The following is a 25,475-nucleotide window of genomic DNA, read 5'->3' on the forward strand; positions in this document are numbered from 1 at the left end:
CACGTGCGGTTCACAACCGGACCCACGCCCGAAACCCGCCGCCCACCAGGAGATCCGCTCTCACCTTAACGGACGTTCAGTCTCGTCCTGCACGTCGGAGTCGTCCGTCATCGCGGTCGATACGAAGTTCTCGTTCCAACTCGACGATGAGCGTGCGCAGGTCGTCGAGACGCTGGCTGATCGCGATCCGGTCCAGCTCGTCGGGCACTCCGTCACCGTCCTGGTCGTAGCCGGGGGCGAGCCCCTCGGTCATCTCCAACCGCCGGGCCTCCTCCATCGAGTTGACGAAGACCGCGATCAGGATGTTGAGCAGCAGGTTGACGGTGATCACCACGAAGCTCACGTAGTAGAGCACGGTCCACGGCGAGAACTCCATACCCTGCTCGATGAGGTCCGGCAGGGTCTCCAGCGAGAGCAACACGAACAGGGTCAACAACGACCGCCCGATGTCCCCGTATTCCTCCGGGTACACGTCCTTGAAGATCAACCATCCGGCCATGCCGTAGACGTAGAGCGTCACCATCGCCAGCGCGAGGAACCCGCCGATACCGGGCAGACTGCGCCACAACGCCGCGACGATCATGCGTAGACCGGGCGAGAACCGCACCAGCCGTACCATCCGCAACACCCGGACGACCCGCAGCAGCGCTGAGTCGCCGTGCAGCCCCGGGACGAAGATCGCCGCGATCACCAGGAAGTCGAAGACGTTCCAGCCGTGCCGGAAGAAGTCCTGTGGACGGCGACCGTAGGCCAGCAGCCGGATGGCGATCTCGACCACGAAGACCGTCCGGAAGAACCACTCGACGCCGTGCAGCGCGGTGCCCGCCGTGCCGAGGTCGGGGTACGTCTCCAGGCCGAGCACCACCCCGTTGGCGAGGATCACCGCGACGATGGTGACCTCGAACGACCGCGAGGCGGCGATCTCGGCGCAGGCACGGGCGAGCCGGGACTCGGGCGGCGAGTCCGCCGGCCCACCTCGCTGGACCGGCACACGCGTGACAGTCACCTCGCAACCGACCTCGACGGGAGGTCTGGGACCGGCGAGGCCGGCCACCGTGCGTCACGGCGACATCGACGTACGGCAGTCATGGCCCACAGCGTACGGGACGCCGAGGGGCGGACCATCCCACCTTTGCGGAGCGCGATGTCGCACCGGCGTGCCCCGCCGGTGCGACATCCCCGTCCACTCCGGACCGACGGCGGTGCCGCCGGACTACGCCACCGGAACCCGGTCCAGGAACCCCAGCACCTGGGTCAGTCGCCCGTCGTCGTCGAGGATCGCCACATCGAAACCGGCGATCGGCGCTTCGGCACCATCGGGGCCGAGTTCCCAGGCGAAGCGCACCTGCTGGTGGTGGCCGTCGACCGGACCGACCACGCGGAACGTCATCCCCGGGAAGCGGTCCTGCACCGCGGCGATCGTCTCGTCGACGGCGTCGCGCCCCTCCGCGACCACCAGCGGGTCGACGTAACGCCCCTCGGCGGCGAACAGGTCGTCGATCTCCCGGCGTCGCCGCGCCGGGTCGGTCTCGTTCCAGATTGCCAGGTACCGCTCGACCAGCTCGTCGAACTCGACAGCCATCCCCGTCTCCTCGTCGCCACACACGGCCCGACTCTCGGTGCCGGGACCGATGTTTCCCGGCCGCCGTGCACGGTGTCGATTACCTCGTGGGTAATGGTTCGTGCACCCGACGGTCACTAGGGTCGGCGAGGTGACCACTGTGACCATGCCGAGTCGTCCGGTCGGCACCCTGCTGCGCGACTGGCGGCGGGTGCGCGGGATGAGCCAGCTCGACCTGTCGATCGAGGCGGGCGTGTCGACCCGGCACCTGAGCTTCGTGGAGACCGGCCGGTCACAGCCGAGCCGGGAGCTGCTCATGCGGCTCGGCGAACACCTCGACCTGCCGCTGGCCGCCCGCAACGTGATGCTGCTGGCCGGCGGGTACGCGCCGGCCTTCCCCGCGCACGAGCTGGCCGACCCGGAACTGACGCCGGTCCGCGCCGCCGTACGACGGATCCTCGACGGGCACCACCCGTACCCGGCCGTGCTCGTCGACCGGCACTGGCAGCTCCTCGAGGCCAATCCCACGGTCGCCCTGTTCACCGCCGACGCCCACCCCGACCTGCTCACCCCGCCGGTCAACGTGCTACGGCTCAGCCTGCACCCCGACGGCATGGCACCGCGCATCCGCAACCTGGCGCAGTGGCGCGCCCACCTGCTCAAGCGGCTGCGCCACCAGGCCCAGACGACCAGCGACCCGGTGCTGTCCGCGCTGCACGACGAGCTTCGCGGCTATCCCGGCGGTGACGGTCCCGCCGAGCCGGCCGGTGACCTCGCCGCGCGGGTCGCCGTCCCGCTGCGCTTCCGGCACGGCGACGGTGAGCTGTCCTTCTTCAGCACCACCACGCTCTTCGGCACGCCGCTGGACGTGACGGTCTCCGGGCTGGCCGTGGAGGCGTTCTTCCCCGCCGACCCGGCGACCGCCGAGACGCTGCGCGATCTCGCCCCGGTCACCCCGCCGAGGATCGGGTGACCGGCAGGTCGAAGTAGGTGTCCGGCCAGGGCTCGTCGCGGTAGCGGAAGTGCCACCATTCCCGGTCGTAGCCGACGAAGCCGCCGTCGGTCATCAGGTCCCGCAACAACTGCCGGTTCGCCCGCGCGGTGACGCCGACCGCTGTCGAGTCGATGTGCGAGAGCGGATCGAAGCAGTCGAACCCGGTCCCCATGTCCACGCTCGTGTCCGGGTAACGCCGGCCGTCCGGGTCGGTGCAGGAGTACTGCCCCGGCACGTGCCTGGGTTGCTCGGGCGGCGGCTGGGCGACCAGCGTCAGGTCGACAGTGCTGCCCCGGCTGTGCGACGTGGGCGCACCGAGGTAGCCCCGGTCGAACAGCGCGGACTTGGCCACCCGGGGATAGAACTCCGCCTTGGTCTCCTGCCGCCCCGGGTCGGCGCCCCAGGCGACGAAGTCGTCCACGGCACGCTGCGGGCGGTAGCAGTCGTACACCTTGAGGCGGTGACCGGTGGCCAGCGCGGCGTCCTGCACCCGGCGCAGCGCCTGCGCGGCCGGTGCGGTGAGCAGGCAGAGCGGCTCCTGGTAGCCGTCGACGGGGCGGCCGACGAAGTTGTGCGCGGTGGCGTACCGGATGTCGGTGAGGATGCGACCGTCCACGTCGGAGAGCACCACCAGACCCGGCCGCGCCGGTGCCGACATCGGCGGCGGCGACGGTGCGGGCGGCGGCATGTCCCGCCCGCACCCGGCCACCCCGGCGGCCAGGGCCGCCGCTCCCAGACCGACCGCCCACCGACCGCGCCGAGTGAGGCGGGCCGAGACCGTCCCCGGCACGACCACTCGGGACGGCTCAGCGGGCCGGGCGGCCACGGTGGGCTGCCCGGCGGCGGTGCCGGGCGACCAGCGCGCCGGCCAGCAGCGTCACGCCGACGGCGAGTACGGCCAGCGAGGTCCACCGCAGTGGAGCGCCGAGGGTACGCGGTGCGGGCTCACCGGCGGCCCCGCCGGGCAGCGCCTGCGGCGGCACCGAGGCCGACGGTACGGCGGACGTGGCGGTGCCCGGACTCACCAGCACCCCGACCGAGGCGTCCCGGGGCAACGCGAAACCCCAGTCGAGCAGCGCGGCACCCTGTTCCCAGCCCCGCTTGTCGACAACGTCCGCGCCGAGCAGGGTGACCACCAACCGACGCCCGTTCCGCTCGGCCGCGCCCACGTAGGTGTGCCGAGCCAGGTCGGTGTAGCCGGTCTTGCCGCCCAGCGCACCCGGGTAGTGGTAGAGCAGCTGGTTGTCGTTGTCGATGGTGAAGCCCTTCGCGCCCTGCCTCGGCTGGGGCGGGACGGTCGCCTCCCGGGTGGTCGCGTACCGGCGGAAGTGCTCGTCGGCGAAGCAGGCGCGGGCGATCAACGCCAGGTCGTACGCGCTGGTGAACTGTCCCGGACCGTCCAGGCCGGACGGGGTCGCCGCGTGTGTCTGGTACGCGCCGAGCGCCCGGGCCTGCTCGTTCATCGCGCGGAGCCCACCCGCCACACCGTCCGGCCCGCCACCGACCCGGGCCAGCGCGTTCGCCACCTCGTTGCCGGAGCGCAGCAGCAGCCCGAGCCAGAGCGTCTCCACCCGGTACCGGCCACCCTCCACCAGCCCCACGGCCGAGCTGCCGGGTTCGATGTCGAGGTCACCGGCGGTGACGGTGACCATGTCGTACGGGTCGAGTCGGGGCAGCATGGTCGCGGCCAGCAGCAGCTTCTGCACGCTCGCCGGGGTGGCGTACTCGTGCGGGCCGCAGCCACCCAGCACCGCGCCGGTGTCCAGATCGGCCACCAGCCACGAGGTGGCGGCCACCTTCGGCGGCCGAGGCACCGCCGAGGGGACGACCAGCCCCTGGGTGGCCAGCCGCGCGCCGCCCACCGCCCGCTGCACCGGGTCCGGTGACGGCGTGACCGGACTCGACGGCCCGGGCGCCGGCGGTGCCGGGCGCGGGCACGGAACCGGCGCCGCCACGGCGGCGGTGGCCGGCAGCGGTGTGGTCATGAGCGCCGTCGCCACGGCGACGACCAGGGCTCGGACTCTCACATTCAGCGACACTATCGGGTGATTACCGACTGGTCCGGCAAATCGACCATCGAGCACGCCGCTCGCGCGCCCACCACGACCAGCGGGTCGCCCATTCAGTCGCGGGATCGGGCCGAGGCGCGGACTCGGCGGGCGGTGACCACCGCCAGCGCGATCGCGGCCACGCCGACCGCCAGCGCCACGACCGTGCCCGCGCCCGGACGGTCGTCGACGGCGGCCGAGGTGGTGCTCACCGGGGGCGTTTCGGCCGGCGCGGGCACGGCCGGCGACGACGGTGCCGGCGTACGGGCGGCGTCCCACTCCCCCGGCTCCACCAGCCGGCCCACGCCCGCCTCCCGGGGCAGCCGGAAGCCCCAGTCGAGCAGGGCGGCACCCTGCTCCCAGCCGCGCTGCGGTCGGGGCTCGGCACCGAGCAGCGTGACCACCAGGCGGCGACCGTCCCGCTCGGCGGCACCGACATAGGTGTGCCGGGCGTAGTCAGTGAAGCCGGTCTTGCCACCCAGCGCACCCGGGTAGCGGTAGACGAGCTGGTTCTCGTTCTGGATCTGGAAACCCTTGGCGTCCAATCCCCGCTGGGCCGGGATCCGGGTGCGTTCGGTGAGCGCGTACCGGCGGAACGTCGGGTCGGCGAAGCAGGCGCGGGCGATCAACGCCAGGTCGTACGCGCTGGTGAACTGCCCCGGACCGTCCAACCCGGAGGGCGTGACCGCGCGCGTCTGCAACGCGCCGAGGTGGCGGGCGTACTCGTTCATCGCACGCACCCCACCCGCCGCGCCGTCCGGACCACCGCCGAGTCGGGCCAGCGCGTTGGCCGCCTCGTTACCGGACTGCAACAGCAGGCCCAACCAGAGCGTCTCCACCCGGTACCGGCCGCCGGGCAGCAGCCCGACCGCCGAGGAGCCGGGCGCGATGTCCAGGTCCTCCGGGGTCACCCTGATCACCTGCTGCGGATCGAGCCGGGGCAGCATGGTCGCGGCCAGCAGCAGCTTCTGCACGCTCGCCGGGGTGGCGTACTCGTGCGGGCCGCAGCCACCCAGCACCGCGCCGGTGTCCAGATCGGCCACCAGCCAGGAGGTCGCGGTGACCTTCGGCGGGGCCGGTGCGCCCGGCGGCACGACGAGTCCCGAGGTCGCCAGCAGTTCCCCGCCGACCACCCGATGCTCCGGATCCGACGGTGGCGGGGTCGGCCGTGGCGAGCGGGTCACCTTCGGCGCGACCGCCTTCGGGCAGGGCAGCGCGGCCGGTGCGGCGGCCGGGGTCGGCGGGGTCGACGCCGACGCAGCCGCGACACGGTCGGTGACCGCAGCCGCACCCGGAGTCGCGGGAAGCGCCACGATCGCGAGCACGACGACGGCGACGGAGAAGGCCCGGACTCTCATGAAGACGCAGACTAACGGCACGATCGGCGGCAGCACGTGCTCGGTCGGACCGCCGACTCGACTCGACCGCGCTGATCTTCCACACGCACCCGTTGAACCGATCCCACGCGCCCCCCGTATCCACAGCCGAACACAGCACAACGTTCGGACCTGCGACGGGAGCGCTCCCGAAGCTCGCCCGACGGTCACCCCGGAACAGGCTCCGGCACGCGGACGGCCGCCGCTGTCGAGCCACCCGGGCTTCCCACGGCGCTTCAGCCGGCGGCCGCCGACGCGGTCGGCCCGCCCGGCGGTCATTCATGAGGAGAGAGCATGGTCAGGCGTACCCAGAACCAGCGGAAGCAGGCCGCCCTGAAAGTCGGCGGGGTCGGCATCCTCGCGGTCGCGCTGCTCGGCGCGGGCTTGACGCTGGCCTCCGCCGACGACGGCGCCGGTGCGGCGCAGACGGCGAACTGCCCCACGGTCCGCGACAAGCTCTCCGGCGTGCCGGCCGCCGCCGTCGCCGGGGTCGAACAGGAACTGGCCAACCTCGACAAGCAGATCGAAGAGGCCAACGCCCGCCTCGCCGCACAGGCCGCCAACCCCCAGGGCGGCGCCAACTTCGTCCAGAACGCCATCCTCGGCCCGCTGGCCAGCAAGCGCACCGCCGCCCTCGACCGCATCGGCATCAACATCAACCGGGCCGGCGGACAGCGCCCCGAGCTGGCGAGCCTCGCGAACTGCGGTCTGAACGCCGCGGGCACCCGCAGCGCGCTCAACGGCGGCGCAGGCAACGGCGACATCACGGCCGGGAACGCCAACAACGGCGGCAACAGCGGCAACGCCGGCGCCGGTGCGGCGCAGACGGCGAACTGCCCCACGGTCCGCGACAAGCTCTCCGGCGTGCCGGCCGCCGCCGTCGCCGGGGTCGAACAGGAACTGGCCAACCTCGACAAGCAGATCGAAGAGGCCAACGCCCGCCTCGCCGCACAGGCCGCCAACCCCCAGGGCGGCGCCAACTTCGTCCAGAACGCCATCCTCGGCCCGCTGGCCAGCAAGCGCACCGCCGCCCTCGACCGCATCGGCATCAACATCAACCGGGCCGGCGGACAGCGCCCGAACCTCGCCAGCCTCGCCACCTGCGGTCTGAACGCCGCGGGCACCCCCAGCGCCGTCAACGGCGGCGCGGGCAACGGCAACACCGGGAACAACGGGAACGCAGGCAACGGCAACGCGGGCAACGCCGGGAACAACGGCAACGCCGGGAACAACGGCAACGCGGGGGCCGGCGTGGCGCAGCGGGTGAACTGCCCGAGCGTCGCCGACCGACTGCCGGCCGTACCCGCTCAGGCCGCTGCCGAGGTGCAGCGTGAGCTGGCCAACCTGGACAACCAGATCGCGGACGCCAACGCCCGTCTCGCCCAGCTCGCGGTACGTCCGGAGGGTGGACCGAACTTCGTGCAGAACACCGTCGTCGGCCCGCTGAAGGACCGGCGTGTCGCCGCCCTGAACCGGATCGCCACCGCGATCGGCCGGGTCGACGGCAACCGGCCCGCCGAGTTGGTCAACCTGGCTCCCTGCTCGGTGAGCTGACCTCGGCGACACCCCACGGACGGTGGGCGACGGCTCCGGCCATCGCCCACCGTCTATTTTTGCGGCATCATTCACAAACTGGTTGACCCCTCAGTCACCGACCGACTACAAAACGTTACAGCGCTGGGCCGGATCCGCCGGCCGCGGTCGGAGGGGTGACCGTGGGTCTGATCTCGTACGACGACGCCGAGGCGGCCGCCTTCGCCGCCACCCGCGAGCTGGCGCCCGCCGGCCTCACCCACTGGCGGCACGCCGTCCGGGAGCACCTGCGACCACGCCCCGGGTCGACACTGCTGGACCTCGGCGCCGGTACGGGAGCGTGGGCCACCACCTTCACCGGCTGGTACGGCGTACGGGTGCTGGCGGTGGAACCCGCCCCGGCGATGCGCGACCGATGCCCGCACCGGCCGATGCTGGCCGGCGACGCGACCGCGCTCCCGCTGGCCACCTCAAGCGTGGACGGCGCCTGGCTGTCGACGATGCTGCACCACGTGCCCGATCTCGACGCGGTGGCCCGGCAGTTGCGCCGGGTGCTGCGCCCGGGCGCACCCGTGCTGATCCGCTCCCCCTTCCCGGGACGCCACCAACTCGTCGCCCTCTTCGAGTGGTTCCCGGAGGCGATCCGGGTGCTCGACCGGTTCCCCAGCCTGTCCCGGGTGCGCTCCGCGTTCGCCGCGGCGGGCTTCCCGGTGAGCAGCGTCGAACCGGTCGCCCAGACCGTGGCCACGTCGCTGGCCGAGTACGCCGACCGGATCGACCGCCGCGCGCACACTCCCCTGCACCTGATCAGCGAAGCGGAGTTCCGGGCGGGCATGGTTCGGCTACGCCAGGCGGTCCGGGGCAGTGCCCCCGCACCGGTGGTCGACCACCTCGACCTGCTGGTGCTGCGCTGATCCGACCCGAGCGCGGATCAGGCCAGGCCGAGATGCCGCAGATAGTCGTGCAGCGCGGCGGAGCCGGCCAGCCGACGCAGGCTGCGTCGGTGCAGGTCCTGTTCCCGCCGGGCGAGTTCCGCGCGGACCCGCTGCGGGCTGCCGGTGCTCCTCAGCTCGTCCAGCACCGCCGTGATGATCTCGAACGGGTAGGCGCCCCGGCGCAGCAATGCCACCACCTGGGCCGCGCGCAGCTCGGCCTCGTCGTAGCGCCGGTAGCCGGTGCCCGGCTCGCGGCCCGGCCGGAGCAGGCCGCGCGCCTCCCAGGACCGTAGCTGCGAGGTGCGGACCCCGACCAGGTCGGCGACCGCACCGACCCGGGCGGCCCGGCGGGGCACCGGGACCGGTGGGCCGGGGTTGGTCACCACCGTCTCGAAGGCGCCGAGCACCCGCCGGATCTCGGCCCGTTCCCGATCCAGTTCGGCATGCCCGGCGTCCAGCGCGGCCAGCGCCGCCGGCAGGTCACCCGCGTGCACCGCCGCCATGATCTGGCGGGTACGCACCCAGCCGTGCCCGTCGGCCACCGTCCGCGCCACGGTCAGGGCCTGCTGGTGCGCCGGAGTGAAGATCCGGTAGCCGCTCGGCGTGCGCTCCACCGACGGCAGCACCCCGAGATCGACGTAGTTGCGCACCTGCTGCACGGAGATGCCGGCCGTCGCGGCGAGGTCCACCGCGCGCAGCCGCCCGGTCGCCCGCAGTCCCGCCACCGGTTCAGCCTAGCGCCTCACGTTCGTTTGAGACTTTGCGCCATCTTTCACCCCTCGGCCTCACTTGACGTCGACGAAAGTCTCCACGGGAGGGTCAATGAGACACTTGAACCTGGCCAGGCCATCCCCAGCTCCTCCTTTCCGGGGCGGGAGTCCGTCCACGATCTCGCGAAGGGTTCGCATGCAGCAGCCAGCACGGTCCGCCGCCGACAGTCACGACGTGATCGAGGTACGCGGCGCCCGGGAGAACAATCTCGACTCCGTCTCGGTCGACATCCCGAAGCGTCGACTGACCGTCTTCACCGGCGTCTCCGGATCCGGTAAGTCGTCGCTGGTCTTCGGCACCATCGCCGCCGAGTCGCAACGAATGATCAACGAGACCTACAGCGCGTTCCTCCAGTCGTTCATGCCCAACCTCTCCCGGCCGGACGTGGACTCGCTGCGCAACCTGACCCCGGCGATCGTGGTCGACCAGGAGCGGATGGGCGCCAACTCCCGCTCCACCGTCGGCACCGCCACCGACGCGTACGCGATGCTGCGCATCGTGTTCAGCCGGCTCGGCACCCCGCACGTCGGCGGTGCCGGGGCGTTCAGCTTCAACCTGACCGAGGGCATGTGCCCCGCCTGCGAGGGCCTGGGCCGCGTCTCCGACCTCGACGTCAACGAACTCGTGGACGTGGAGAAGTCCCTCAACGACGGCGCCGTCACCGTGCCGAACTTCGCGGTCGACACCTGGTACTGGCAGACCATCGTCGGCTCCGGGCTGTTCGACCCGGACGTCAAGCTCCAGGACTTCACCCCGCAGCAGTGGGAGGACCTGCTGCGCAAACCGGCCACGAAGATCAAGGTGGGCGGCACGAACCTCACGTACGAGGGTCTGATCGTCAAGGTGCGCCGGCTCTACCTGGCCAAGGACCGCGAGTCGATGCAGCCGCACATCCGCGCCTTCGTCGACCGGGCGGTCACCTTCACCACCTGTCCCGACTGCGACGGCACCCGACTCAACGCCGCCGCGCTCTCCTCCCGCATCGCCGGACGCAACATCGCCGAGTGCGCCGCCATGCAGATCAGCGACCTCGCCGCGTTCGTCCGGGACATCGAGGACTCCTCGGTCGCCCCGTTGACCGGGAACCTGCGGGAACTGCTGGACTCGCTGGTCGAGATCGGTCTGGGCTATCTCAGCCTCGACCGGGAGTCGGCCACCCTCTCCGGCGGCGAGGCGCAACGGGTCAAGATGGTCCGGCACCTCGGGTCCAGCCTCTCCGACATCACGTACGTCTTCGACGAACCCACCGTCGGCCTGCACCCGCACGACATCGCCCGGATGAACGACCTGCTGCTGCGACTGCGGGACAAGGGCAACACGGTCCTCGTCGTCGAGCACAAGCCGGAGACCATCGCGATCGCCGACCACGTGATCGACCTCGGTCCGGGAGCGGGCACCGCCGGTGGCCGGATCTGCTACACCGGCGACGTCGCCGGACTGCGGCGCTCCGACACCCGCACCGGCCGCCACCTCGACCACCGGGTACGCCTGCGCGAGCAGGTCCGTACCCCCACCGGTCAGCTCGCCATCCGCCACGCCGACCTGCACAACCTGCGCGACGTCAGCGTGGACGTCCCGCTCGGCGTGCTGACCGTCGTGACCGGGGTGGCCGGCTCGGGCAAGAGTTCCCTGGTGCACGGCTCGCTGCACCGCCGGGACGGGGTGGTCGTGGTCGACCAGGCGCCGATTCGGGGCTCACGGCGCAGCAACCCGGCCACGTACACCGGCCTACTCGACCCGGTACGCACCGCCTTCGCCAAGGCCAACGGGGTGAAGGCGGCTCTGTTCAGCGCCAACTCCGAGGGCGCCTGCCCGACCTGCAAGGGCATCGGGCTGGTCTACACCGATCTGGCGATGATGGCCGGCGTCGCCTCGGTCTGCGAGCGGTGCGAGGGCCGCCGCTTCACCGACGAGGTGCTGACCTACCGGCTGCGCGGTCGCACCATCAGCGAGGTGCTCGGCATGTCGGTCAGCGAGGCGCAGGACTTCTTCCCCGGCGGTGCCGCCCGGGTGGTCCTGGACCGGCTCGCCGACGTGGGGCTGGGCTATCTCACCCTGGGCCAGCCGCTGAACACCCTCTCCGGCGGTGAACGGCAACGACTCAAGTTGGCCATCCACATGGCCGAGAAGGCCGGCACATACGTGCTGGACGAGCCGACGACCGGCCTGCACCTGGCCGACGTGGACCAGTTGCTGGCCCTGCTCGACCGGCTCGTCGACGCCGGCAACACGGTCATCGTCATCGAGCACCACCAGGCGGTGATGGCGCACGCGGACTGGCTGATCGACCTGGGGCCGGGTGCCGGTCACGACGGCGGGCGGATCGTCTTCACCGGCACCCCCGCCGACCTGGTCGCGCACGGCGACACCCTCACCGCCCGGCACCTGCGCGAGTACGTCGCCCACTGACGGCCACGTCCCTGCCCGGCCCGGTCGTACCCGGGCAGGGACGTGCCGGGCAGGCGCCTCGTCGTCAGGCGGCGGAGGGGCCTGCCCGGCGCGTCGTCGTCGGGCGGCTGCCTCAGGTCAGGCGACGCAGCCAGCGACGTTGCCAGGGGGTCTCGACCGCGCGGGGCCGGTAGGCGGCCCGTACCCAGTCCACCGCCTGCTCGGCGGGCAACCCGTCGAGGATCGCCAGCGCCGCCAACGCGGTGCCGGTCCGACCCGTACCACCCCGGCAGGCCACCTCCACCCGCTCGCCCGCGTACCCCCGGCGCAGCGCCTCCCGCAGGGCGTCCAGGGCATCGGCCCGGTCCACCGGCACCCAGAAGTCGGGCCAGCGCACCCGCCGGTACGCCCACCCGGGCGTCGGCCCGGGCGCCAGCAGCAGACTGAAGTCGGCCGGGGTCGCCGGATCCGCGATGCGCCGCCCCCGGACCCGGACACCGCCGGGCAGCGTGACCACCCCGGTCTGCCCGGCCCAGCCCTGCGGCTCGCCGCTCACCAGCGGTGTCCCGACTGGTCCGGGCGTCCCTGGTCCGCCACCGGCCGCTCGTCGGCCCAGGCGCGCTGGTCGGTCCCGGGCCGATCGTTGCCCCAGCCGCCGCGCTGATCCGCCACGGGCTGATTCTCGGCCCACCCGCCGTGCTGGCCCGCCACCGGCCGCTCGTCCACCCAGGCCCGCTGGTCGGCCACCGGAGGCCCGTCGGCCCAGGCCCGCTGGTCGGCCACGGGCCGCTCGCTTCCCCACCCACCGTGCTGGCCCGCCACCGGCTGATTCTCCGCCCAACCACCGTGCTGGCCTGCCACTGGCTGGTTCTCGGCCCACCCACCGTGCTGGCCCGCCACCGGCTGGTCGTTCGTCCAGGCCCGCTGGTCGGCCACCGGAGGCTCGTCGGCCCAGGTGTGCTGCTCCGTCACCGGCCGGTCGTCGGCCCAGGCGCTGCGGTAGATGGTGCCCCGCCCCTCCGGGTCGGGGGTCCCGGTCGTCGCCGACTCGGCCACGGCGGAGGCGGTGTCGTTGGCACGCAGCCCGCCGGCCCGGCGGGAGCGCCGCAACCGGGTGACCACGAACCACACCAGCCCGGCGAGGCAAGCCACGATGACCACCTTCTGCAGGATGCCGGCGTACCCCTCGACCAGGTGCCAGTTGTCGCCGAGCAGGTATCCGGCCATCACGAACGTGGTGTTCCAGATCAGGCTACCCAGCGTGGTGTAGAGCGTGAAGGTCAGCAGCGGCATCCGTTCCACGCCGGCCGGGATGGAGATCATGCTGCGGAAGATCGGAATCATCCGGCCGAAGAAGACGGCCTTGACGCCGTGCCGGAGGAACCACTCCTCGGTCCGGTCGACATCGCTGAGCTTGACCAACGGCAGCTTGGCCGCGATCGCCCGGGTCCGTTCCCGGCCCAGCGCCGCACCGATCCAATAGAGCGCCAGGGCACCGACCACCGACCCGAGGGTGGTCCAGAAGATCGCCCCGACCAGGCTCATCCGCCCCTGTGCGGCGACGAAACCGGCGAGCGGCAGGATCACCTCGCTGGGAATGGGCGGGAAGAGGTTCTCCAACGCCACGGCCAGCCCCGCCCCGGGGGCACCGAGCCGCTCCATCAGGTCGGTCACCAGGCCGACCAGGCCGTCCTCGGGTGGTGCGGACTGGCCGACGACGTCGGCGACAGACGGAGCCTGCGGGGCACGAATCATGGCCCACACGCTACGAACTCAAGCTGAGAATCGCACAATCACCCGTCGATTCGGCAAGGAGCGGCCCCTAGGCTACTCGGCATGAGTGGCACACCAGCGCGCAGCCCGCTGCGGATCGCCGTCACCCAGCCGTCCTGCGTGGCCTGTGACGTCGAGGCGAACGTGTCGGCACACGCTGCGCTGGTCCGGGCCGCGGCCTCCCGGGTGGTGGTCTTCCCCGAGCTCTCGCTGACCGGGTACGAACTGGACGCGCCGACGCTCGACCCGACCGACCCACGGCTGACACCGCTCGTCGAGGCGTGCGCGCAGACGGGGACGCTGGCGCTGGTCGGTGCGCCGGTGGCCGGTGACCACATCGCCACCCTCGCGGTGGACCACACCGGCGCGCGCGTGGCGTACCGGAAGATGTCGCTCGGCCCGGTGGAGGCCCGGCGGTTCACACCCGGCCCGGAACCGGTCGTGCTGACCGTCGACGGCTGGCGGCTGGGCCTGGCGATCTGCAAGGACACCGGCGTGCCGGAGCACGCGGCCCGGACCTGCGCGCTCGGCGTCGACGTCTACGTCGCGTCGATCCTCGACCACGCGGCCGACGCGGCGGTCCCTGACGAGCGGGCGCTGCGGATCTCCACCACGCACCGGGTGGTGGTGGCGGCGGCGAGCTTCGCCGGCTCGACCGGCGGTGGCTACACCGAAGCTGCCGGACGGTCGGCGATCTGGGCACCCGACGGCGCGGTGCTGGCCCGCGCGGGCACGGCGCCGGGCGAGTTCGTCCGGGCCACGCTCACCTGAGGCCGGTCAGTCGTCGTCCTCGTCGTCGAGTGAGTCCTCGACCTGGTCGAGCAGACGCTCCAGGCGGTCGGCGAAGTCGGCCGGGACCCGGCCGCGATCCACCTCGTCGTCGAGGCGGTCGCGCAGTTTCTCGATCCGCTTCTCGCGGTCCTTGGACTTGCCGGTGGCGAGCTCGGCCAGGTCCTTGCGCAGCCGGTCGGCGACCTTGCGGTCGATGTCGCCGGTGAACTGGCCCTCGGTCAGCAGGGCGATGAGTTCGCCGGCGGTCTGTCGCAGGTTCACCGGCTCGGGACGGCCGGTCGACGGCGTGGGGCTGGGGCGTGGGACGGCCGACGTGGCCGGGGCCGAGGAGGTCGGCGGCGGGGCCGCCGGGGCGGTGCTGGGCGTGGCCGCCGGCACCCCCTCGTCGCCACCGCTGACGGCGACCGCCGTGCCGACGCCGACCACCAGGAGCAGCCCGGTCGCGACCAGTGCCCCGACCGGTCGGCGGGGACGCCGGGAGCGGTCGGGGGCGCTCCGGACCGGGCCGTCGGGCGTGGACCGGGCACCGGAGGGTGGTCGGGCTGTCGCCGACCAGGTGCCGGTCCGGTCGACGAGCGTCGCCGGGTGCGCGGCGGCCGCCGCACGTGCCCCGGTGGGCGGGTCCGCCGCGTCGGGGCCTGCGGCCGTGGTGACGATCGGCAGCACGGTGGTGGCCGACGACGTCCCTCCGCTCGCGCCGCCAGCGAACCGCGCCGCCAGTTGACCCGCGGTGGGGCGGTGTGCCGGATCGGGATCGAGGCAGGCCAGCATCAGATCGGCCATGTCCGCCGGCAGCCCGGGTACGCGCGGCGGCGGCACCGGACGTCGGTTGGCGTGCACCACCAGGGCGTCCTCCCAGCTGTGCACGGGCAGCGGGGGCTCACCGGTGACGGTGCGGTAGAGCAGCGCGCCGAGGGCGTACACGTCGCTGGCCGGGTCCGGAGCGCCGGCGCCGAACCGTTCGGGCGCGGTGTACGCGGGCGTACCCATCATCGGCTCGCCGGTCGGGCCGGGCCCGGCGTGCGGTGGCCCGGCCGGCGCGGCGATGCCGAAGTCGAGCACCTTGGCGCCGGTCTCGGTGAGCATCACGTTGCCCGGCTTGATGTCGCGGTGCACCACGCCGATGCGGTGCGCGGCGGCCAGTGCGGCGGCCACCTGGGCGGCCGTGCGCAGGGCCGAGGGCCAGGGCAGCGGGCCGTCGGCCAACCGGTCGGCTAGGTTCTGCCCGTCGACGAGTTCCATCACCAGGAACGGCACCACGGTGCCGCCGTCGAGGGCGGCCTCGCCGTAGTCGTAGACCTGGGTGACGTGCGGATGGGCCAGGCGCGCCGCGGCGCGGGCCTCGCGGCGGAGGGTGGCCCGCAGGTCCGGGTCGACGGCGAACGAGCCGGCGAGCACCTTCACCGCGACGGGTCGCCCGAGGATCTCGTCGTCGGCTTGCCAGACCTCGGACATCCCGCCGAGGCCGATCCGGTCGCGCAGCACGTAGCGGTCGTGCAACCGCAGGCTGGGGGTGAAGGCTGACATGGGTCTCCAGTCTGCCTGCTACACCGCCCCGCACACCAGCCGAGCGGCCCGATCGACGACCGGTCCGGGCGGACCCGGACCGGTCGCTCTCATCGGACGCAGTTGGTCGGAGTGGGTAGCGGGGCCGGCTGGATCCGATCGGCGAGTCGGCGCAGTGCTCCGGCGGTGCGGCGACGGCCGGCGGCGAAGCGCGCGGCGCGGGGCGGATCGGGACGGATCGGCGCGTCCGGTCGGGCGGAGTTGACGTGGCGGGTGACCGCGTCGACGGCGAACACGAAGCCGGTGGGCTGTTCCATCGGTCAGCTCCTGGGGACAGGTCCGGACGTGGTCCGGACGACGAGCGTGGTGGGCAGCAGGATCTGACCCGCTCGGGTGTCCTCGGGCGGGTCGAGGAGCAGTTCGGCGGCGGTGCGCCCCTTCTGCTCGGCGGGCTGGCGCACCGTGGTCAGACCGGCGGTGGCGGCCTCGGCGATGTCGTCGAAGCCGGTGACGGAGAGCTGTGGTCCCCATCCGCCCTGCTCGCGCAGGGCGTCGAGTGCGCCGAGGGCGAGCACGTCGGAGGCGGCCAGCACCGCCGTCGGCGGCTCGGGCATCCGGGCCAGCGCGCGGGTGGCGGCGGCCCCGGCATCCCGGGTGTTGTCTGCGGCGGTGAGCACCGTCAGCCCGCTCCAGGCCATGCCGGCCGTCGCGAAGGCGTCGGCGAAGCCGGCAAGCCGCTCGCGGGTGGTGGGATGCGGCACGTCGGTCACGTCGGCCACACGCAGCAGCCCGGTCTCGGCGCGCGGCAGGACGTCGTGGCCGAGCAACGCGACCCGGCGGTGACCGAGGTCGACCAGGTGCGCGGCCACCGAGTGCGCGGCGGCCCGCTCGTCGATGCCGACCCACCGGTCGTCCGCGCGGGGCCGCGACGAGGTGGTGACGAAGGGCAGCCCACGGCGCCGGATGGTGTCGAGAATGCCCTCCTCGCCGCCGGTGCAGTAGACGCAGAACCCGTCGGCGGCGGCGTTCTCCACCGCCCGCCGGGCACCGGCCGCGTCCGGCGGCAGCGGCACCAGCAGGAGGCTGCTGTCGTGGCGCTCGGCCGCCTCGGCGACGCCGGTGACGAACCGGACCGCGAAGGGGTCGGTGAACGCGTACGACAGTCGCGAGGTGAACAGCACGCCGATGGCGCCGACGAAGCCCCGGCGCAACGATCGGGCGGTCGGGTCGGGCCCCGGGTAGCCCATCTGCCGGGCGGCCTCCAGGATGCGTTCGCGCAGCTCGCTGGAGAGCTGGTCGGGGCGGCTGTAGGCGTTGGAGACGGTGCTGCGCGAGACGCCGACCGCCTCGGCGACGGCCCGCAGGGTCGGTTTCATGCGGCTCCGTCCTTCTGGATCGATTCAGTAACTGGATCGATCCAGAGATTAGCCAGCAGTTCGCCGGGTGTCAATGCCGCACTGTCGTCAGGGGTTCGGGTGGATCACCTAGGGTCGAGGTCGGCGATCATCTGTTCGAGGATCTCCGCCGTACGCTCCGGCGGCTCCGCCTCGACACAGAGCCGCTCCATCGCCACCGCGTAGAAGTCGAGGTCCTCGCGCTTGTCCAGATAGATCGCGCTGGTCAACTGCTCGATGTAGACGATGTCCGGCAGGTCCTGGTCGCCGAAGCGCAGGATGGTGAAGGCGCCACCGGCGGCGGCGTGCCCGCCGGCGGCGAACGGGATGACCTGCACCCGGACGTTCGGCGTCTGGGTGGCCTTGAGTAGGGCCTCCAACTGGCCCCGCATCACCTGCGGGCCACCGATCGGGCGGCGCAGCGCCGCCTCGTCGACCACCGCCCAGAGCCGGGGCGGCTTGGTCCGGTGCAGCACCTCCTGCCGGCGCATCCGCAGGTCCACCCGGCGGTCGATCTCCGCAGGCGAGGCCTGGCCGTGCCCGAGCAGCACCACGGCGCGGGCGTACTCGCGGGTCTGCAACAGGCCCGGCACGAACTGCACCTCGTAGCTGCGGATCAGGGCCGCCGCGGCCTCCAGGCCGAGGTACGACTGGAACCACGACGGGAGTACGTCGCCGTACCGGTGCCACCAGCCCGGGTTGTTCGCGTCCCGGGCCAGCTTGAGCAGCGCGCCGCGCTCCTGCTCGGCGGTGACGCCGTAGAGCGTGAGCAGGTCGGCGACATCGCGTTCCTTGAACCCGACCCGGCCCAGTTCCATCCGGCTGATCTTCGACTCGGAGGAACGGATCTCCCAGCCGGCGTTCTCCCGGGTGACCCCGCGCGACTCACGCAACCGTCGCAGTTGGGCACCCAGCAGCATCCGCAGCACGGTGGGGCCCGCCGCCGGACCCTCCTCCGCGGAAACCATGGTCACCTGCCGTCCTCCGCACGCCGTCGTCGATCGAACCGACGGACCGGTCCGACCGACGTGTAAGCATGCCATGAACCATCAGTGAGGTGAACCTCCGTCCCGCGCGCGGCGATTCCCAGCGATGGGATGGACGGTCAGTCGATCAGATGGTCGAAGTCCCCGTCCCGAGCGCCGAGGACGAACGCGGCGATCTCGTCCACGGTGTAGATCAACGCCGGCCCCTCGGGGTGGCGGGAGTTGCGCATGGCGATCCCCGCCCCTTCGGGCAGTTCCGCCAGTTCGACGCAGTTCCCACTGGGATTGCTGCGCTGACTCTTCTGCCAGACGAGGGGAGGCAACTGGGCGACGGGAACGCCGTTCGGCGGCTGCTGCATGGTGGCGTCGGTTCTCTCCGGTAGGCGCCGATGCCGTGGGAGGAGCGGTAGCGGCAAAAGGGATGGAGTCCACTCATCTGCACGTGCATCTGCTATTGCATCTGCAATGGACAGCGAGCATGATAGCGCAAGTGAGCGGTGCCCATCCGCTCACTTTCTGTCACGCGATCCCGGCCGCCACCAGGGGAAACGAGGTGTCTGGCACACACCCGTCGGCCGGGCGCGGGACGTGCTCGCGGCGAAGGGAGAGGTGCGTGCCGGATCCGCTCACTGTCGCGTCCGGTATCTGCGCCGTCGGTGCCCTGCTCTCCTCCTGGCAGCTCGGGCGTCGCGCCGTACGCGCCGAGACGGAGATCGGCCGTCTCCAGGCCGAGCTGACCGCCGAGCGGCACGCCGCCAGCCACGACCCGCTGACCGGCCTGCCGAATCGGCGTGCCTTCTATCGTCTCGCCGCGACCCTGCTCACCGACTGCGCAGGCCGCCCACTGGTCGCCGTGGTGCTCGACCTGGACGACTTCAAGCAGATCAACGACCGGTACGGGCACGCCGCCGGTGACCAGGTACTGATCAGCGTCGCCGAGCGGCTGGCCACCTTCGCCGGGGACAACCTGGTCGCCCGACTCGGCGGAGACGAGTTCGCCGGGCTGCTGGCCAGCCCCACGGTGGACCGCCGGTGGATCGACCACGCCACCCGGCGACTCTGCGACATGCTCGCCGCACCGATCCCGCTGGACACCGTCACCCTCCGGGTGACCGCCTCGGTCGGCCTGGCGCCGGTGACCGGCACCCAACTCACCGAGGCCCTCGGCCGGGCCGACGCCGCGATGTACGAGGCCAAGGGCATCGGCGCCGGCCGGGCTCGCCGGGAACTGCGCGACAGCCCCCACCTCGCCGAGTGCTGACCCGACTCTTCCGTGCGTGGCCGGCCCGAAGTGGGGTACTCACTCCGGATCAGGCGGAACGACGACCGGAGGGACGATCGTGGCGAACATCCGGGCCCTGGTGCTCAACTGCACCCTCAAGCGCTCACCGGCGCCCTCCAGCTCCGAGACGCTCGGACGCGAGGTCCTCGACGCCCTCGCCGAGCAGGGTGTCGCGGGTGACCTGGTCCGCGTCGTCGACCACGACGTCCGGTTCGGCGTCTCCACCGACGAAGGCGACGGCGACGGCTGGCCGGACATCCGGGCGAAGCTGCTCGCCGCGCGGATCCTGGTGATCGCCACGCCGATCTGGCTGGGTCAGCCGTCCAGCGTCTGCAAGATGGTGCTGGAACGGCTGGACGCCGAACTCTCCGAGACCGACGAGCAGGGCAGGCTGCTCACCTACGGCAAGGTCGGCGCGGTCGCGGTGGTCGGCAACGAGGACGGCGCGCACCACACCATCGGCCAGGTCCAGCAGGCCCTCAACGAGGTGGGTTTCACCTGCCCGGCAGCCGGCGCGACCTATTGGGTCGGTGAGGCCCTGCACAAGACCGACTACCGTGACGCGGGCCCGAAACCCGACACCACCGGCCGGACGACCTCGGCGCTGGCACTCAACAGCGCCCACCTCGCGCGGCTGCTCGCCGAGCAGCCGTACCCGCCGCCGGACACCCGGCACGCGGCCACCGGCCCCCGCCCCGAATCGGGCTGAGCGCCGGCGGGAACGTCACTGCCAGCCGTACCCGGCGCGCAACGCCTGGCCGACCCGGTCGAATCGGGCCCGGTCCAACACCGCGCCCTCCCGGCGGATGCCGTCCTCCCGCATGGTCAGCACCCGGTCCAGCCGCACCCAACTAGGCCGCTTCTCCCGGTCCCACTCGCCGGGCCCGAGCGCCAGCCAGTGCCGCTCGCCGTCCCGGTCGCTACGACTGGACAGCATCAACGCGAACAGCGTCCGGCTGTGCCGTCCGACCACCAGCACCGGGCGATCCTTGCCCTGACGGGGGTCGTCCTCGTAGGACACCCAGGTCCAGACGATCTCCCCCGGGTCAGCCTGGCCGTCCGACTCCGGCGCGTACGACAGCACACGGCGTTGCAACGCGGTGACCTGGCGCGGTCGCGCGGTCTTCGCCGGGGTCGGCCCACCACGCCGGGGACCCGGGATCACCGCGCCGACGCGGGCCGCCATACTCCTCAACAGACCTGCCACGGCGGCAGCCTATCCGCTGCCGCCGACCGCCCCACCGGCAGGGAGCGCCGCCCCGGCCCCGCGCCGGTCTGTCCGGCTGGCACCACTCGCCGAGTCGCCGCCGGCACTCCCCCACTCCGGCGGCCGGCACCGTCATGGCAGGTACGTGCCCGCGCCGAGTCGCCGCACGCGCTCCCCGTCCCGGCCGCCGGCCGCGTCACGGCAGATGGCCGTCGGGCCCGTCGACCGGCCCCGCTGACGGGGTCCGCAGCCGTGCCACCAGGTGCCGGAACTCGTCCACGGTGACGGTCTCGCGCAGCGTGGCGAAGACCGCCTCCGCCCCGACGGAGGCCGTCTTCCCGTCCACCCCGGCCCGCTGGGCCACCCGGCGCAGGAACTCCACCGGCCGGGTCGACCCGGATCCGGCGGGCAGCCCGGTCAGCTCGTCCGGCAGGTACCCGGTCGGGTCGGCGGTCGCCGCCGCGCCCGCCATCCGCTCGACGACGGTGTCCAGCACCGCGCGGGCCACGGCCGCAGCCTGGTCGGACGGCAGACCCGACCGGCGCGACACCGCGGCGACGAATAGGGGAAACCGCACGGTGCCGATTACCCCGGCCACCCCCACACAAACCGCCCCTGGGTGTAAGGAAGGGTCCCCTGCTAACGCCTGGTGTATAGCAGGGGACCCTTCCTAACACCGAGCCCGCGCCCGACGGCGCTCAGCCCGACGGCGCTCAGCCCGACGGCGCTCAGCCCGACGGCGCTCGGGCCTCGCGCCAGCGCGCCGCCCGCCGCGCGTCCACGCTGTAGCAGAGTTCCCGGGGCGCCTCCGGCCGCCCGTCCAGCCGGGCGAACGGAAGTCCCCGGCCCGCGTAGTCGTAGTGCGCCTTCAACAGCCGGGTCAGACCCGCCATCGCCCCGACGATCTTCTTGCGCGGTCGCCCGGTGGCCTGGGCCAGGTCTCGCACGGTGAACAGCCGGTCGGGATCGGCGGCGAGCGCGTCGAGCACCGCGGCCACGGTCCGGTGGGTGGCGCTGCGTCCCCGGCTGAGTCGGCGCAGGTCCTCGACCGTCCAGTCGGCGGTGGGTGGGCCGGGCGGAGGCTCGACCCGGGCGCGGGGCGGTCCCGCCCGCTGACCGGCGTCGAGCTCGGCCAACAGGCGCGCGACCTGCGACACGTACGCCAGCGGCACCGCCACCAGGACCATTCCGTCCGGTGCCGCCCCCGACGACGGGGTCGGTGCCCACCCGGCCCGGGGCGGGTACGGCGGCGGCGCCGGGGCGGTCATGAGGAACGAGGGGCGGCCGGGGCCGCGGCGGGCACGAACCGGTAGCCCAGGCCGCGTACGGTCACGATCACCGGTGGTTGGTCCCCGTCCAGGGCGAGACGCCGACGCAGGCGCTTGATGTGCACGGTCAGCGTGTTGGAGCTGTCGTCCGGGACCCCGCCCCACACGGCGGTGAGCAACTGTTCGCGGGTGACCGTGCGCTCGGCGTGGCTCATGAAGAAGTAGAGCAGCTTGAACTCCTTCAACGGCAGGGCGACCGACCGGCCGTCCAGGCTCACCTCGAACGTGGCCGGATCCACCCGCAGCCCGCCGAGTTCGATCGGCGGGTCGAGCGCGCCGGAGGTGTCCGGGCGGATGGCCCGCAGGATCGGCAGCACCTCCTCGGCCCGGTACGGACGACGGACACCGGCGGTGGCACCCGCCTTGAGCGCGGCCACGGCCACGCTTCCGTCGTCGTCACCCACCCCGACCACGGTCGGGATACCGGCCCGACCGGACAGCAGCCGCACCAGGTCGGCGCTGCTCATGGTGCCCAGCCCGGCGGCGACCACGGCGGCGTCCGGTTGCAGGGCACCGGTGGCCAGCAGCGCCTCCGCGGCGTGCGGGAAGTGGTGCCCGCGTACCCGGTGGTCGGCCAACTGCGCGACCAACGCGGCACCGACGCTCTCGTCGTCGTCCACCACGAGCAGCACGAATCGCCCGTCGGCTCGGTGGTCACCCCTGGTGGCCTCGACGAGAATGTTCATCGCACACCGGCTCCGGTTTCGGTTCGGGCCCCGCGCGACGTCGACACGCCGCGCAGGACGGTCCGCCGCACGGCAGGACGGCGTGCGGCCCGCCGTTGCACCGTCACTTCGGCTCAGCCGAAGCGGCCGGTGATGTAGTCCTCCGTACGCTTGTCGGCGGGGTTGGTGAACAGCTTGCCGGTCTGGCTGAACTCGACCAGCCGACCGTGCCGCACCTGCTTGTTGTCCACCTCGGCGGTGAAGAAGGCGGTGTAGTGGCTGACCCGGGCGGCCTGCTGCATGTTGTGCGTGACGATGACGATGGTGTAGTCGCTCGCCAGCTCGAACATCAGGTCCTCGATCTTGGCGGTGGCGATCGGGTCGAGCGCCGAGCACGGCTCGTCCATGAGGATCACCTCGGGCTTGACCGCGATGGTCCGGGCGATGCACAGCCGCTGCTGCTGACCACCGGAGAGCGCCAGGGCGCTCTTGCGCAGCTTGTCCTTGACCTCGTCCCAGAGCGCGGCGCGGGTCAGCGCCTCCTCGACGTGGTCGTCGAGGCGGCCCTTGATGCCGTTGATCCGCAGTCCGTACGCGACGTTGTCGAAGATGGACTTGGGGAACGGGTTGGGCTTCTGGAAGACCATGCCGATCCGACGGCGGACCTGGATCGGGTCGACCTCCTTGGCGTACAGGTTCTGGCCGTGGAAGAGCACCTCGCCGCCGACGCGGGCGCCGGGGATCGGGTCGTTCATCCGGTTGAGCGCCCGCAGCACCGTCGACTTGCCGCAACCCGACGGCCCGATCATCGCGGTGACCTGGTTCTGCTGGATCGGCATCGAGGTGCCCCGGACGGCCTCGTAGCTGCCGTAGAAGACGCTGACGTCGTTGAGCTGCATCACCGGTGCGGTCGACGACACGGTACCCGCGGCGGTGGTGCCGGGGGCGTGCACCGCGACGGACGGCCGGGTGGTGAGTTCGGTGTCGTTAGTGGCCATGTCAGCGCTCCTTGATGGCGAACCGGCTTGCGATGAGTCGGGCGATGATCGTGAAGCCGAGCACGATCACGATGAGCGTCAGGGCGGCACCCCAGGCCCGGGACTGGGCCGCCTCGAAGGGTTGGCTGGCGTTGCGGAAGATCTGCGCGGGCAGCGCGGTGTTGGTGCCGTCGAAGAGGTTCCAGTTCGGCGCGAAGACGATGCCGGTGACGATGACGATCGGGGCGGTCTCACCGGCCGCCCGGGCCACCGCCAGCAGCGAACCGCTGGTGATGCCGGAGATCGCCGCCGGCAGCACGACGGTGAGCGTGGTACGCCACTTGCGCGCGCCCAGCGCCATGCTCGCCTGTCGCAGTTCCTCGGGGACCAGTCGGAGCATCTCCTCGCTGCTGCGGATCACCACCGGCAGCATCAGGCAGGCCAGCGCCAGCGAGCCGGCGAAGCCGGTCTGCTTGCCGATCACCAGTACCCAGGCGATGTAGATGAACACGCCCATCACGATCGACGGCACGCCGGTCATCACGTCGGCCATCAACCGGATGATCCGGGCCAACGGCTTCTGCTTGCCGTACTCGTTGAGGTAGATCGCGCCGAAGACACCGAGCGGGATCGCCATCAGGGCGGCCATGCCGGTGATGGTCAGCGTGCCGACGATCGCCGCCGACATGCCGCCGCCGTCGCGGCGGTAGGAGTTCGGGATGTCCTCGGTCAGGAAGGACAGGCTCATCACCCCGGAGCCCTTGACGATGACCTCGTAGGTCACCAGGGCCAGGGGGACGACCGCGAGCAGCACGGCGGTCCAGATGGCCACCGTGGCGAGGTGGTTGCGGAACCGCCGACGGCCGGACAGGGCCGACCGGGTGAGGTCGGGCCCGCCGGCTGCGGCCCGGGGGGCCGGAGGTGCGGTGACGGTCATTACCTGCTTCCCTTCATCCGCGCCTCGGCCCGGCGGACGACCACCTGGGCGAGCACGTTGATCAGTACCGTCATCGCGAACAGCACCACACCGAGGCCGATCAGCGCGGCGGTGTAGGTGCCGGTGGACTCGCCGAACTGCTGCACGATGACTGCGGCCATGGTGTTGCCGGAGGCGAACAGGTTGGCGGTGATGTTGGTCGAGCCGCCGATGACGAGGGCCACCGCGATGGTCTCGCCCATCGCCCGGCCCAGGCCGAGCATCACCGCACCGACGACGCCACCGAAGCTGTGCGGGAAGACCGCGCCCCGGATCATCTCCCAGCGGGTCGCGCCGAGGGCCAGGGCAGCGTCCTTGTCGGCGCGCGGGACGGTGCCGAACACCTCGCGGGTGATCGAGGTGATGATCGGCGTCACCATGATCGCCAGGATGATGCCGGCGGTCATGAAGTTGCGACCGGTGCTGACCGGGCCGAAGAGGCTGCCGAGCACCGGGACGCCGCCGACGACGTTGTGGATCCCCTGGTAGACCGGGACCAGCGCCGGCGCGACGACCAGGATGCCCCACAGGCCGAAGACCACCGACGGTACGGCGGCCAGCAGGTCGATCACGGTCACCGCCGGGCCGCGCAGTCGGCGCGGCGCCAGCTCGGTGAGGAACAGCGCGATGCCGATCGAGACCGGCACCGCGAACAGCAGCGCGATCAACGACGAGACGGCGGTGCCGTACGCGAACGACAGCGCGCCGAAGATGGCGTCGCCGGTCGCCGGGTTCGGGTCCCAGACCCGCTCGGTGATGAAGCGCAGCCCCATCGCGTCGAACGCCGGCCACGCCTCGGTCACGGTGGTGATGAGGATCAGCCCGAGGACGGCCAGTACGAGCAGGCCGGTGCCGAGCGTCCACCAGGAGAAGACACGGTCGCCGAGGGCGCTGGAGCCGCGTTGGGCCAGCGTCGGCCGGGGGTCGGGGGACTTGGTTGTCACGGTCATCTTCACTCCAGCTCAGGTACCCCTGGCGGGGAC

The 25,475-nt window shown here is 72.4% G+C and carries 26 protein-coding genes and 1 pseudogene; 7 read left to right on the forward strand and 20 right to left on the reverse strand.

Annotation, left to right across the window (positions count from 1 at the left end):
* Positions 1 to 76: 76 nt before the first annotated feature.
* Positions 77 to 1,006, reverse strand: coding sequence for an ion transporter (locus tag ACZ31C_RS26145; protein WP_396745703.1), 930 nt, complete (start codon positions 1,004 to 1,006; stop codon positions 77 to 79).
* A gap of 207 nt (positions 1,007 to 1,213) precedes the next feature.
* Positions 1,214 to 1,582, reverse strand: coding sequence for a nuclear transport factor 2 family protein (locus ACZ31C_RS26150; RefSeq protein ID WP_465797519.1), 369 nt, complete (start codon positions 1,580 to 1,582; stop codon positions 1,214 to 1,216).
* Positions 1,583 to 1,712: 130 nt separating this feature from the next.
* On the opposite strand from ACZ31C_RS26150, the gene ACZ31C_RS26155 reads away from it, so the two are divergent.
* Entirely contained in the window at positions 1,713 to 2,534 is an 822-nt protein-coding gene (locus tag ACZ31C_RS26155; protein WP_465797520.1) for a helix-turn-helix domain-containing protein, read from the forward strand.
* On the opposite strand, the gene ACZ31C_RS26160 is transcribed toward ACZ31C_RS26155, so the two are convergent.
* From ACZ31C_RS26160 to ACZ31C_RS26170, 3 genes are all read right to left on the reverse strand, one after another.
* Complete coding sequence (locus ACZ31C_RS26160) at positions 2,512 to 3,345, reverse strand: M15 family metallopeptidase (RefSeq protein ID WP_465797521.1); 834 nt, start codon at positions 3,343 to 3,345, stop codon at positions 2,512 to 2,514. The genes ACZ31C_RS26155 and ACZ31C_RS26160 overlap by 23 nt on opposite strands.
* A 16-nt stretch (positions 3,346 to 3,361) precedes the next feature.
* Positions 3,362 to 4,582, reverse strand: coding sequence for a D-alanyl-D-alanine carboxypeptidase family protein (locus ACZ31C_RS26165; RefSeq protein WP_465797522.1), 1,221 nt, complete (start codon positions 4,580 to 4,582; stop codon positions 3,362 to 3,364).
* A gap of 95 nt (positions 4,583 to 4,677) precedes the next feature.
* Positions 4,678 to 5,961 carry a D-alanyl-D-alanine carboxypeptidase family protein gene (locus ACZ31C_RS26170; RefSeq protein WP_465797523.1) on the reverse strand — a complete coding sequence of 428 codons (1,284 nt, stop codon included), beginning with the start codon at positions 5,959 to 5,961 and terminating at the stop codon, positions 4,678 to 4,680.
* Between the two features lie 312 nt (positions 5,962 to 6,273).
* Between ACZ31C_RS26170 and ACZ31C_RS26175 the strand changes: the two genes are divergently transcribed.
* Together ACZ31C_RS26175 and ACZ31C_RS26180 are read left to right on the forward strand one after the other, a co-directional pair.
* Positions 6,274 to 7,533: a hypothetical protein gene (locus tag ACZ31C_RS26175; protein ID WP_465797524.1), complete on the forward strand. Its 1,260-nt coding sequence runs from the start codon at positions 6,274 to 6,276 to the stop codon at positions 7,531 to 7,533.
* Positions 7,534 to 7,694: 161 nt separating this feature from the next.
* Positions 7,695 to 8,426, forward strand: coding sequence for a class I SAM-dependent methyltransferase (locus ACZ31C_RS26180; protein ID WP_465797525.1), 732 nt, complete (start codon positions 7,695 to 7,697; stop codon positions 8,424 to 8,426).
* Between the two features lie 17 nt (positions 8,427 to 8,443).
* On the opposite strand, the gene ACZ31C_RS26185 is transcribed toward ACZ31C_RS26180, so the two are convergent.
* Positions 8,444 to 9,172, reverse strand: coding sequence for a MerR family transcriptional regulator (locus ACZ31C_RS26185; protein ID WP_465797526.1), 729 nt, complete (start codon positions 9,170 to 9,172; stop codon positions 8,444 to 8,446).
* A 181-nt stretch (positions 9,173 to 9,353) separates the two neighbouring features.
* Here ACZ31C_RS26185 and ACZ31C_RS26190 point away from each other — a divergent pair, with 181 nt between their 5' ends.
* The gene (locus ACZ31C_RS26190) at positions 9,354 to 11,627 is read left to right on the forward strand and encodes an ATP-binding cassette domain-containing protein (protein WP_465797527.1); all 2,274 of its coding nucleotides are present in this window, start codon (positions 9,354 to 9,356) and stop codon (positions 11,625 to 11,627) included.
* Positions 11,628 to 11,739: 112 nt separating this feature from the next.
* Here the strand turns inward: ACZ31C_RS26190 and ACZ31C_RS26195 are convergent, their stop codons facing one another.
* Together ACZ31C_RS26195 and ACZ31C_RS26200 are read right to left on the reverse strand one after the other, a co-directional pair.
* A complete protein-coding gene (locus ACZ31C_RS26195; protein ID WP_465797528.1) occupies positions 11,740 to 12,162 on the reverse strand; it encodes a protein-tyrosine phosphatase family protein in 423 nt (140 codons plus the stop codon).
* Positions 12,163 to 12,575: 413 nt separating this feature from the next.
* Positions 12,576 to 13,361: pseudogene (locus tag ACZ31C_RS26200) on the reverse strand (DedA family protein); the annotation flags it as partial.
* An 81-nt stretch (positions 13,362 to 13,442) separates the two neighbouring features.
* Here ACZ31C_RS26200 and ACZ31C_RS26205 point away from each other — a divergent pair.
* A complete protein-coding gene (locus tag ACZ31C_RS26205) occupies positions 13,443 to 14,150 on the forward strand; it encodes a carbon-nitrogen hydrolase family protein (RefSeq protein ID WP_465797529.1) in 708 nt (235 codons plus the stop codon).
* A 6-nt stretch (positions 14,151 to 14,156) separates the two neighbouring features.
* Here the strand turns inward: ACZ31C_RS26205 and ACZ31C_RS26210 are convergent, their stop codons facing one another.
* The 5 genes from ACZ31C_RS26210 to ACZ31C_RS26230 form a co-directional block, all read right to left on the reverse strand.
* On the reverse strand, positions 14,157 to 15,698 hold the full coding sequence (locus ACZ31C_RS26210; protein ID WP_465797530.1) for a serine/threonine-protein kinase: 1,542 nt from the start codon (positions 15,696 to 15,698) through the stop codon (positions 14,157 to 14,159).
* A gap of 89 nt (positions 15,699 to 15,787) precedes the next feature.
* Positions 15,788 to 15,994 carry a hypothetical protein gene (locus ACZ31C_RS26215; RefSeq protein WP_465797531.1) on the reverse strand — a complete coding sequence of 69 codons (207 nt, stop codon included), beginning with the start codon at positions 15,992 to 15,994 and terminating at the stop codon, positions 15,788 to 15,790.
* A gap of 3 nt (positions 15,995 to 15,997) precedes the next feature.
* Positions 15,998 to 17,053, reverse strand: coding sequence for a LacI family DNA-binding transcriptional regulator (locus ACZ31C_RS26220; protein WP_465797532.1), 1,056 nt, complete (start codon positions 17,051 to 17,053; stop codon positions 15,998 to 16,000).
* Positions 17,054 to 17,157: 104 nt separating this feature from the next.
* Positions 17,158 to 18,039: a helix-turn-helix domain-containing protein gene (locus tag ACZ31C_RS26225; protein ID WP_465797560.1), complete on the reverse strand. Its 882-nt coding sequence runs from the start codon at positions 18,037 to 18,039 to the stop codon at positions 17,158 to 17,160.
* Between the two features lie 137 nt (positions 18,040 to 18,176).
* The gene (locus ACZ31C_RS26230; protein WP_131055942.1) at positions 18,177 to 18,416 is read right to left on the reverse strand and encodes a DUF397 domain-containing protein; all 240 of its coding nucleotides are present in this window, start codon (positions 18,414 to 18,416) and stop codon (positions 18,177 to 18,179) included.
* Between the two features lie 254 nt (positions 18,417 to 18,670).
* Between ACZ31C_RS26230 and ACZ31C_RS26235 the strand changes: the two genes are divergently transcribed.
* Positions 18,671 to 19,318 (forward strand): GGDEF domain-containing protein, encoded by a 648-nt coding sequence (locus tag ACZ31C_RS26235; protein ID WP_396745659.1) that lies wholly within the window; start codon positions 18,671 to 18,673, stop codon positions 19,316 to 19,318.
* Positions 19,319 to 19,397: 79 nt separating this feature from the next.
* Complete coding sequence (locus tag ACZ31C_RS26240; RefSeq protein ID WP_465797533.1) at positions 19,398 to 20,048, forward strand: flavodoxin family protein; 651 nt, start codon at positions 19,398 to 19,400, stop codon at positions 20,046 to 20,048.
* A gap of 15 nt (positions 20,049 to 20,063) precedes the next feature.
* Here the strand turns inward: ACZ31C_RS26240 and ACZ31C_RS26245 are convergent, their stop codons facing one another.
* The 7 genes from ACZ31C_RS26245 to pstC all read right to left on the reverse strand — a co-directional run bounded on the left by ACZ31C_RS26245 (position 20,064) and on the right by pstC (position 25,442).
* Positions 20,064 to 20,546 (reverse strand): type II toxin-antitoxin system PemK/MazF family toxin, encoded by a 483-nt coding sequence (locus ACZ31C_RS26245; RefSeq protein ID WP_465797534.1) that lies wholly within the window; start codon positions 20,544 to 20,546, stop codon positions 20,064 to 20,066.
* Between the two features lie 196 nt (positions 20,547 to 20,742).
* On the reverse strand, positions 20,743 to 21,123 hold the full coding sequence (locus ACZ31C_RS26250) for a DUF2267 domain-containing protein (RefSeq protein WP_465797535.1): 381 nt from the start codon (positions 21,121 to 21,123) through the stop codon (positions 20,743 to 20,745).
* A gap of 151 nt (positions 21,124 to 21,274) precedes the next feature.
* Positions 21,275 to 21,814 carry a hypothetical protein gene (locus ACZ31C_RS26255; protein ID WP_465797536.1) on the reverse strand — a complete coding sequence of 180 codons (540 nt, stop codon included), beginning with the start codon at positions 21,812 to 21,814 and terminating at the stop codon, positions 21,275 to 21,277.
* Complete coding sequence (locus tag ACZ31C_RS26260; protein ID WP_465797537.1) at positions 21,811 to 22,560, reverse strand: winged helix-turn-helix transcriptional regulator; 750 nt, start codon at positions 22,558 to 22,560, stop codon at positions 21,811 to 21,813. Before ACZ31C_RS26260 ends, ACZ31C_RS26255 begins: the two co-directional genes overlap by 4 nt.
* 113 nt (positions 22,561 to 22,673) lie before the next feature.
* Positions 22,674 to 23,537, reverse strand: a complete 864-nt coding sequence (gene pstB, locus ACZ31C_RS26265; RefSeq protein ID WP_465797538.1) for a phosphate ABC transporter ATP-binding protein PstB — start codon at positions 23,535 to 23,537, stop codon at positions 22,674 to 22,676.
* Position 23,538: 1 nt separating this feature from the next.
* Positions 23,539 to 24,453 carry a phosphate ABC transporter permease PstA gene (gene pstA, locus ACZ31C_RS26270; RefSeq protein ID WP_396745640.1) on the reverse strand — a complete coding sequence of 305 codons (915 nt, stop codon included), beginning with the start codon at positions 24,451 to 24,453 and terminating at the stop codon, positions 23,539 to 23,541.
* Positions 24,453 to 25,442 (reverse strand): phosphate ABC transporter permease subunit PstC, encoded by a 990-nt coding sequence (gene pstC / locus ACZ31C_RS26275; RefSeq protein ID WP_465797539.1) that lies wholly within the window; start codon positions 25,440 to 25,442, stop codon positions 24,453 to 24,455. Before pstC ends, pstA begins: the two co-directional genes overlap by 1 nt.
* Positions 25,443 to 25,475: the final 33 nt, after the last annotated feature.

It is taken from the genome of Micromonospora sp. NPDC023869 (assembly GCF_055559695.1).

Coding starts and splice junctions, on each gene's coding strand:
- ACZ31C_RS26150 (WP_465797519.1), bottom strand. CDS start 1,582: ATGGCTGTCGAGTTCGACGAGCTGGTCGAGCGGTACCTGGCAATCTGG.
- ACZ31C_RS26170 (WP_465797523.1), bottom strand. CDS start 5,961: ATGAGAGTCCGGGCCTTCTCCGTCGCCGTCGTCGTGCTCGCGATCGTG.
- ACZ31C_RS26175 (WP_465797524.1), top strand. CDS start 6,274: ATGGTCAGGCGTACCCAGAACCAGCGGAAGCAGGCCGCCCTGAAAGTC.
- ACZ31C_RS26190 (WP_465797527.1), top strand. CDS start 9,354: ATGCAGCAGCCAGCACGGTCCGCCGCCGACAGTCACGACGTGATCGAG.
- ACZ31C_RS26205 (WP_465797529.1), top strand. CDS start 13,443: ATGAGTGGCACACCAGCGCGCAGCCCGCTGCGGATCGCCGTCACCCAG.
- ACZ31C_RS26210 (WP_465797530.1), bottom strand. CDS start 15,698: ATGTCAGCCTTCACCCCCAGCCTGCGGTTGCACGACCGCTACGTGCTG.
- ACZ31C_RS26215 (WP_465797531.1), bottom strand. CDS start 15,994: ATGGAACAGCCCACCGGCTTCGTGTTCGCCGTCGACGCGGTCACCCGC.
- ACZ31C_RS26220 (WP_465797532.1), bottom strand. CDS start 17,053: ATGAAACCGACCCTGCGGGCCGTCGCCGAGGCGGTCGGCGTCTCGCGC.
- ACZ31C_RS26225 (WP_465797560.1), bottom strand. CDS start 18,039: ATGGTTTCCGCGGAGGAGGGTCCGGCGGCGGGCCCCACCGTGCTGCGG.
- ACZ31C_RS26230 (WP_131055942.1), bottom strand. CDS start 18,416: ATGCAGCAGCCGCCGAACGGCGTTCCCGTCGCCCAGTTGCCTCCCCTC.
- ACZ31C_RS26255 (WP_465797536.1), bottom strand. CDS start 21,814: ATGACCGCCCCGGCGCCGCCGCCGTACCCGCCCCGGGCCGGGTGGGCA.
- ACZ31C_RS26260 (WP_465797537.1), bottom strand. CDS start 22,560: ATGAACATTCTCGTCGAGGCCACCAGGGGTGACCACCGAGCCGACGGG.
- pstB (WP_465797538.1), bottom strand. CDS start 23,537: ATGGCCACTAACGACACCGAACTCACCACCCGGCCGTCCGTCGCGGTG.
- pstA (WP_396745640.1), bottom strand. CDS start 24,453: ATGACCGTCACCGCACCTCCGGCCCCCCGGGCCGCAGCCGGCGGGCCC.
- pstC (WP_465797539.1), bottom strand. CDS start 25,442: ATGACCGTGACAACCAAGTCCCCCGACCCCCGGCCGACGCTGGCCCAA.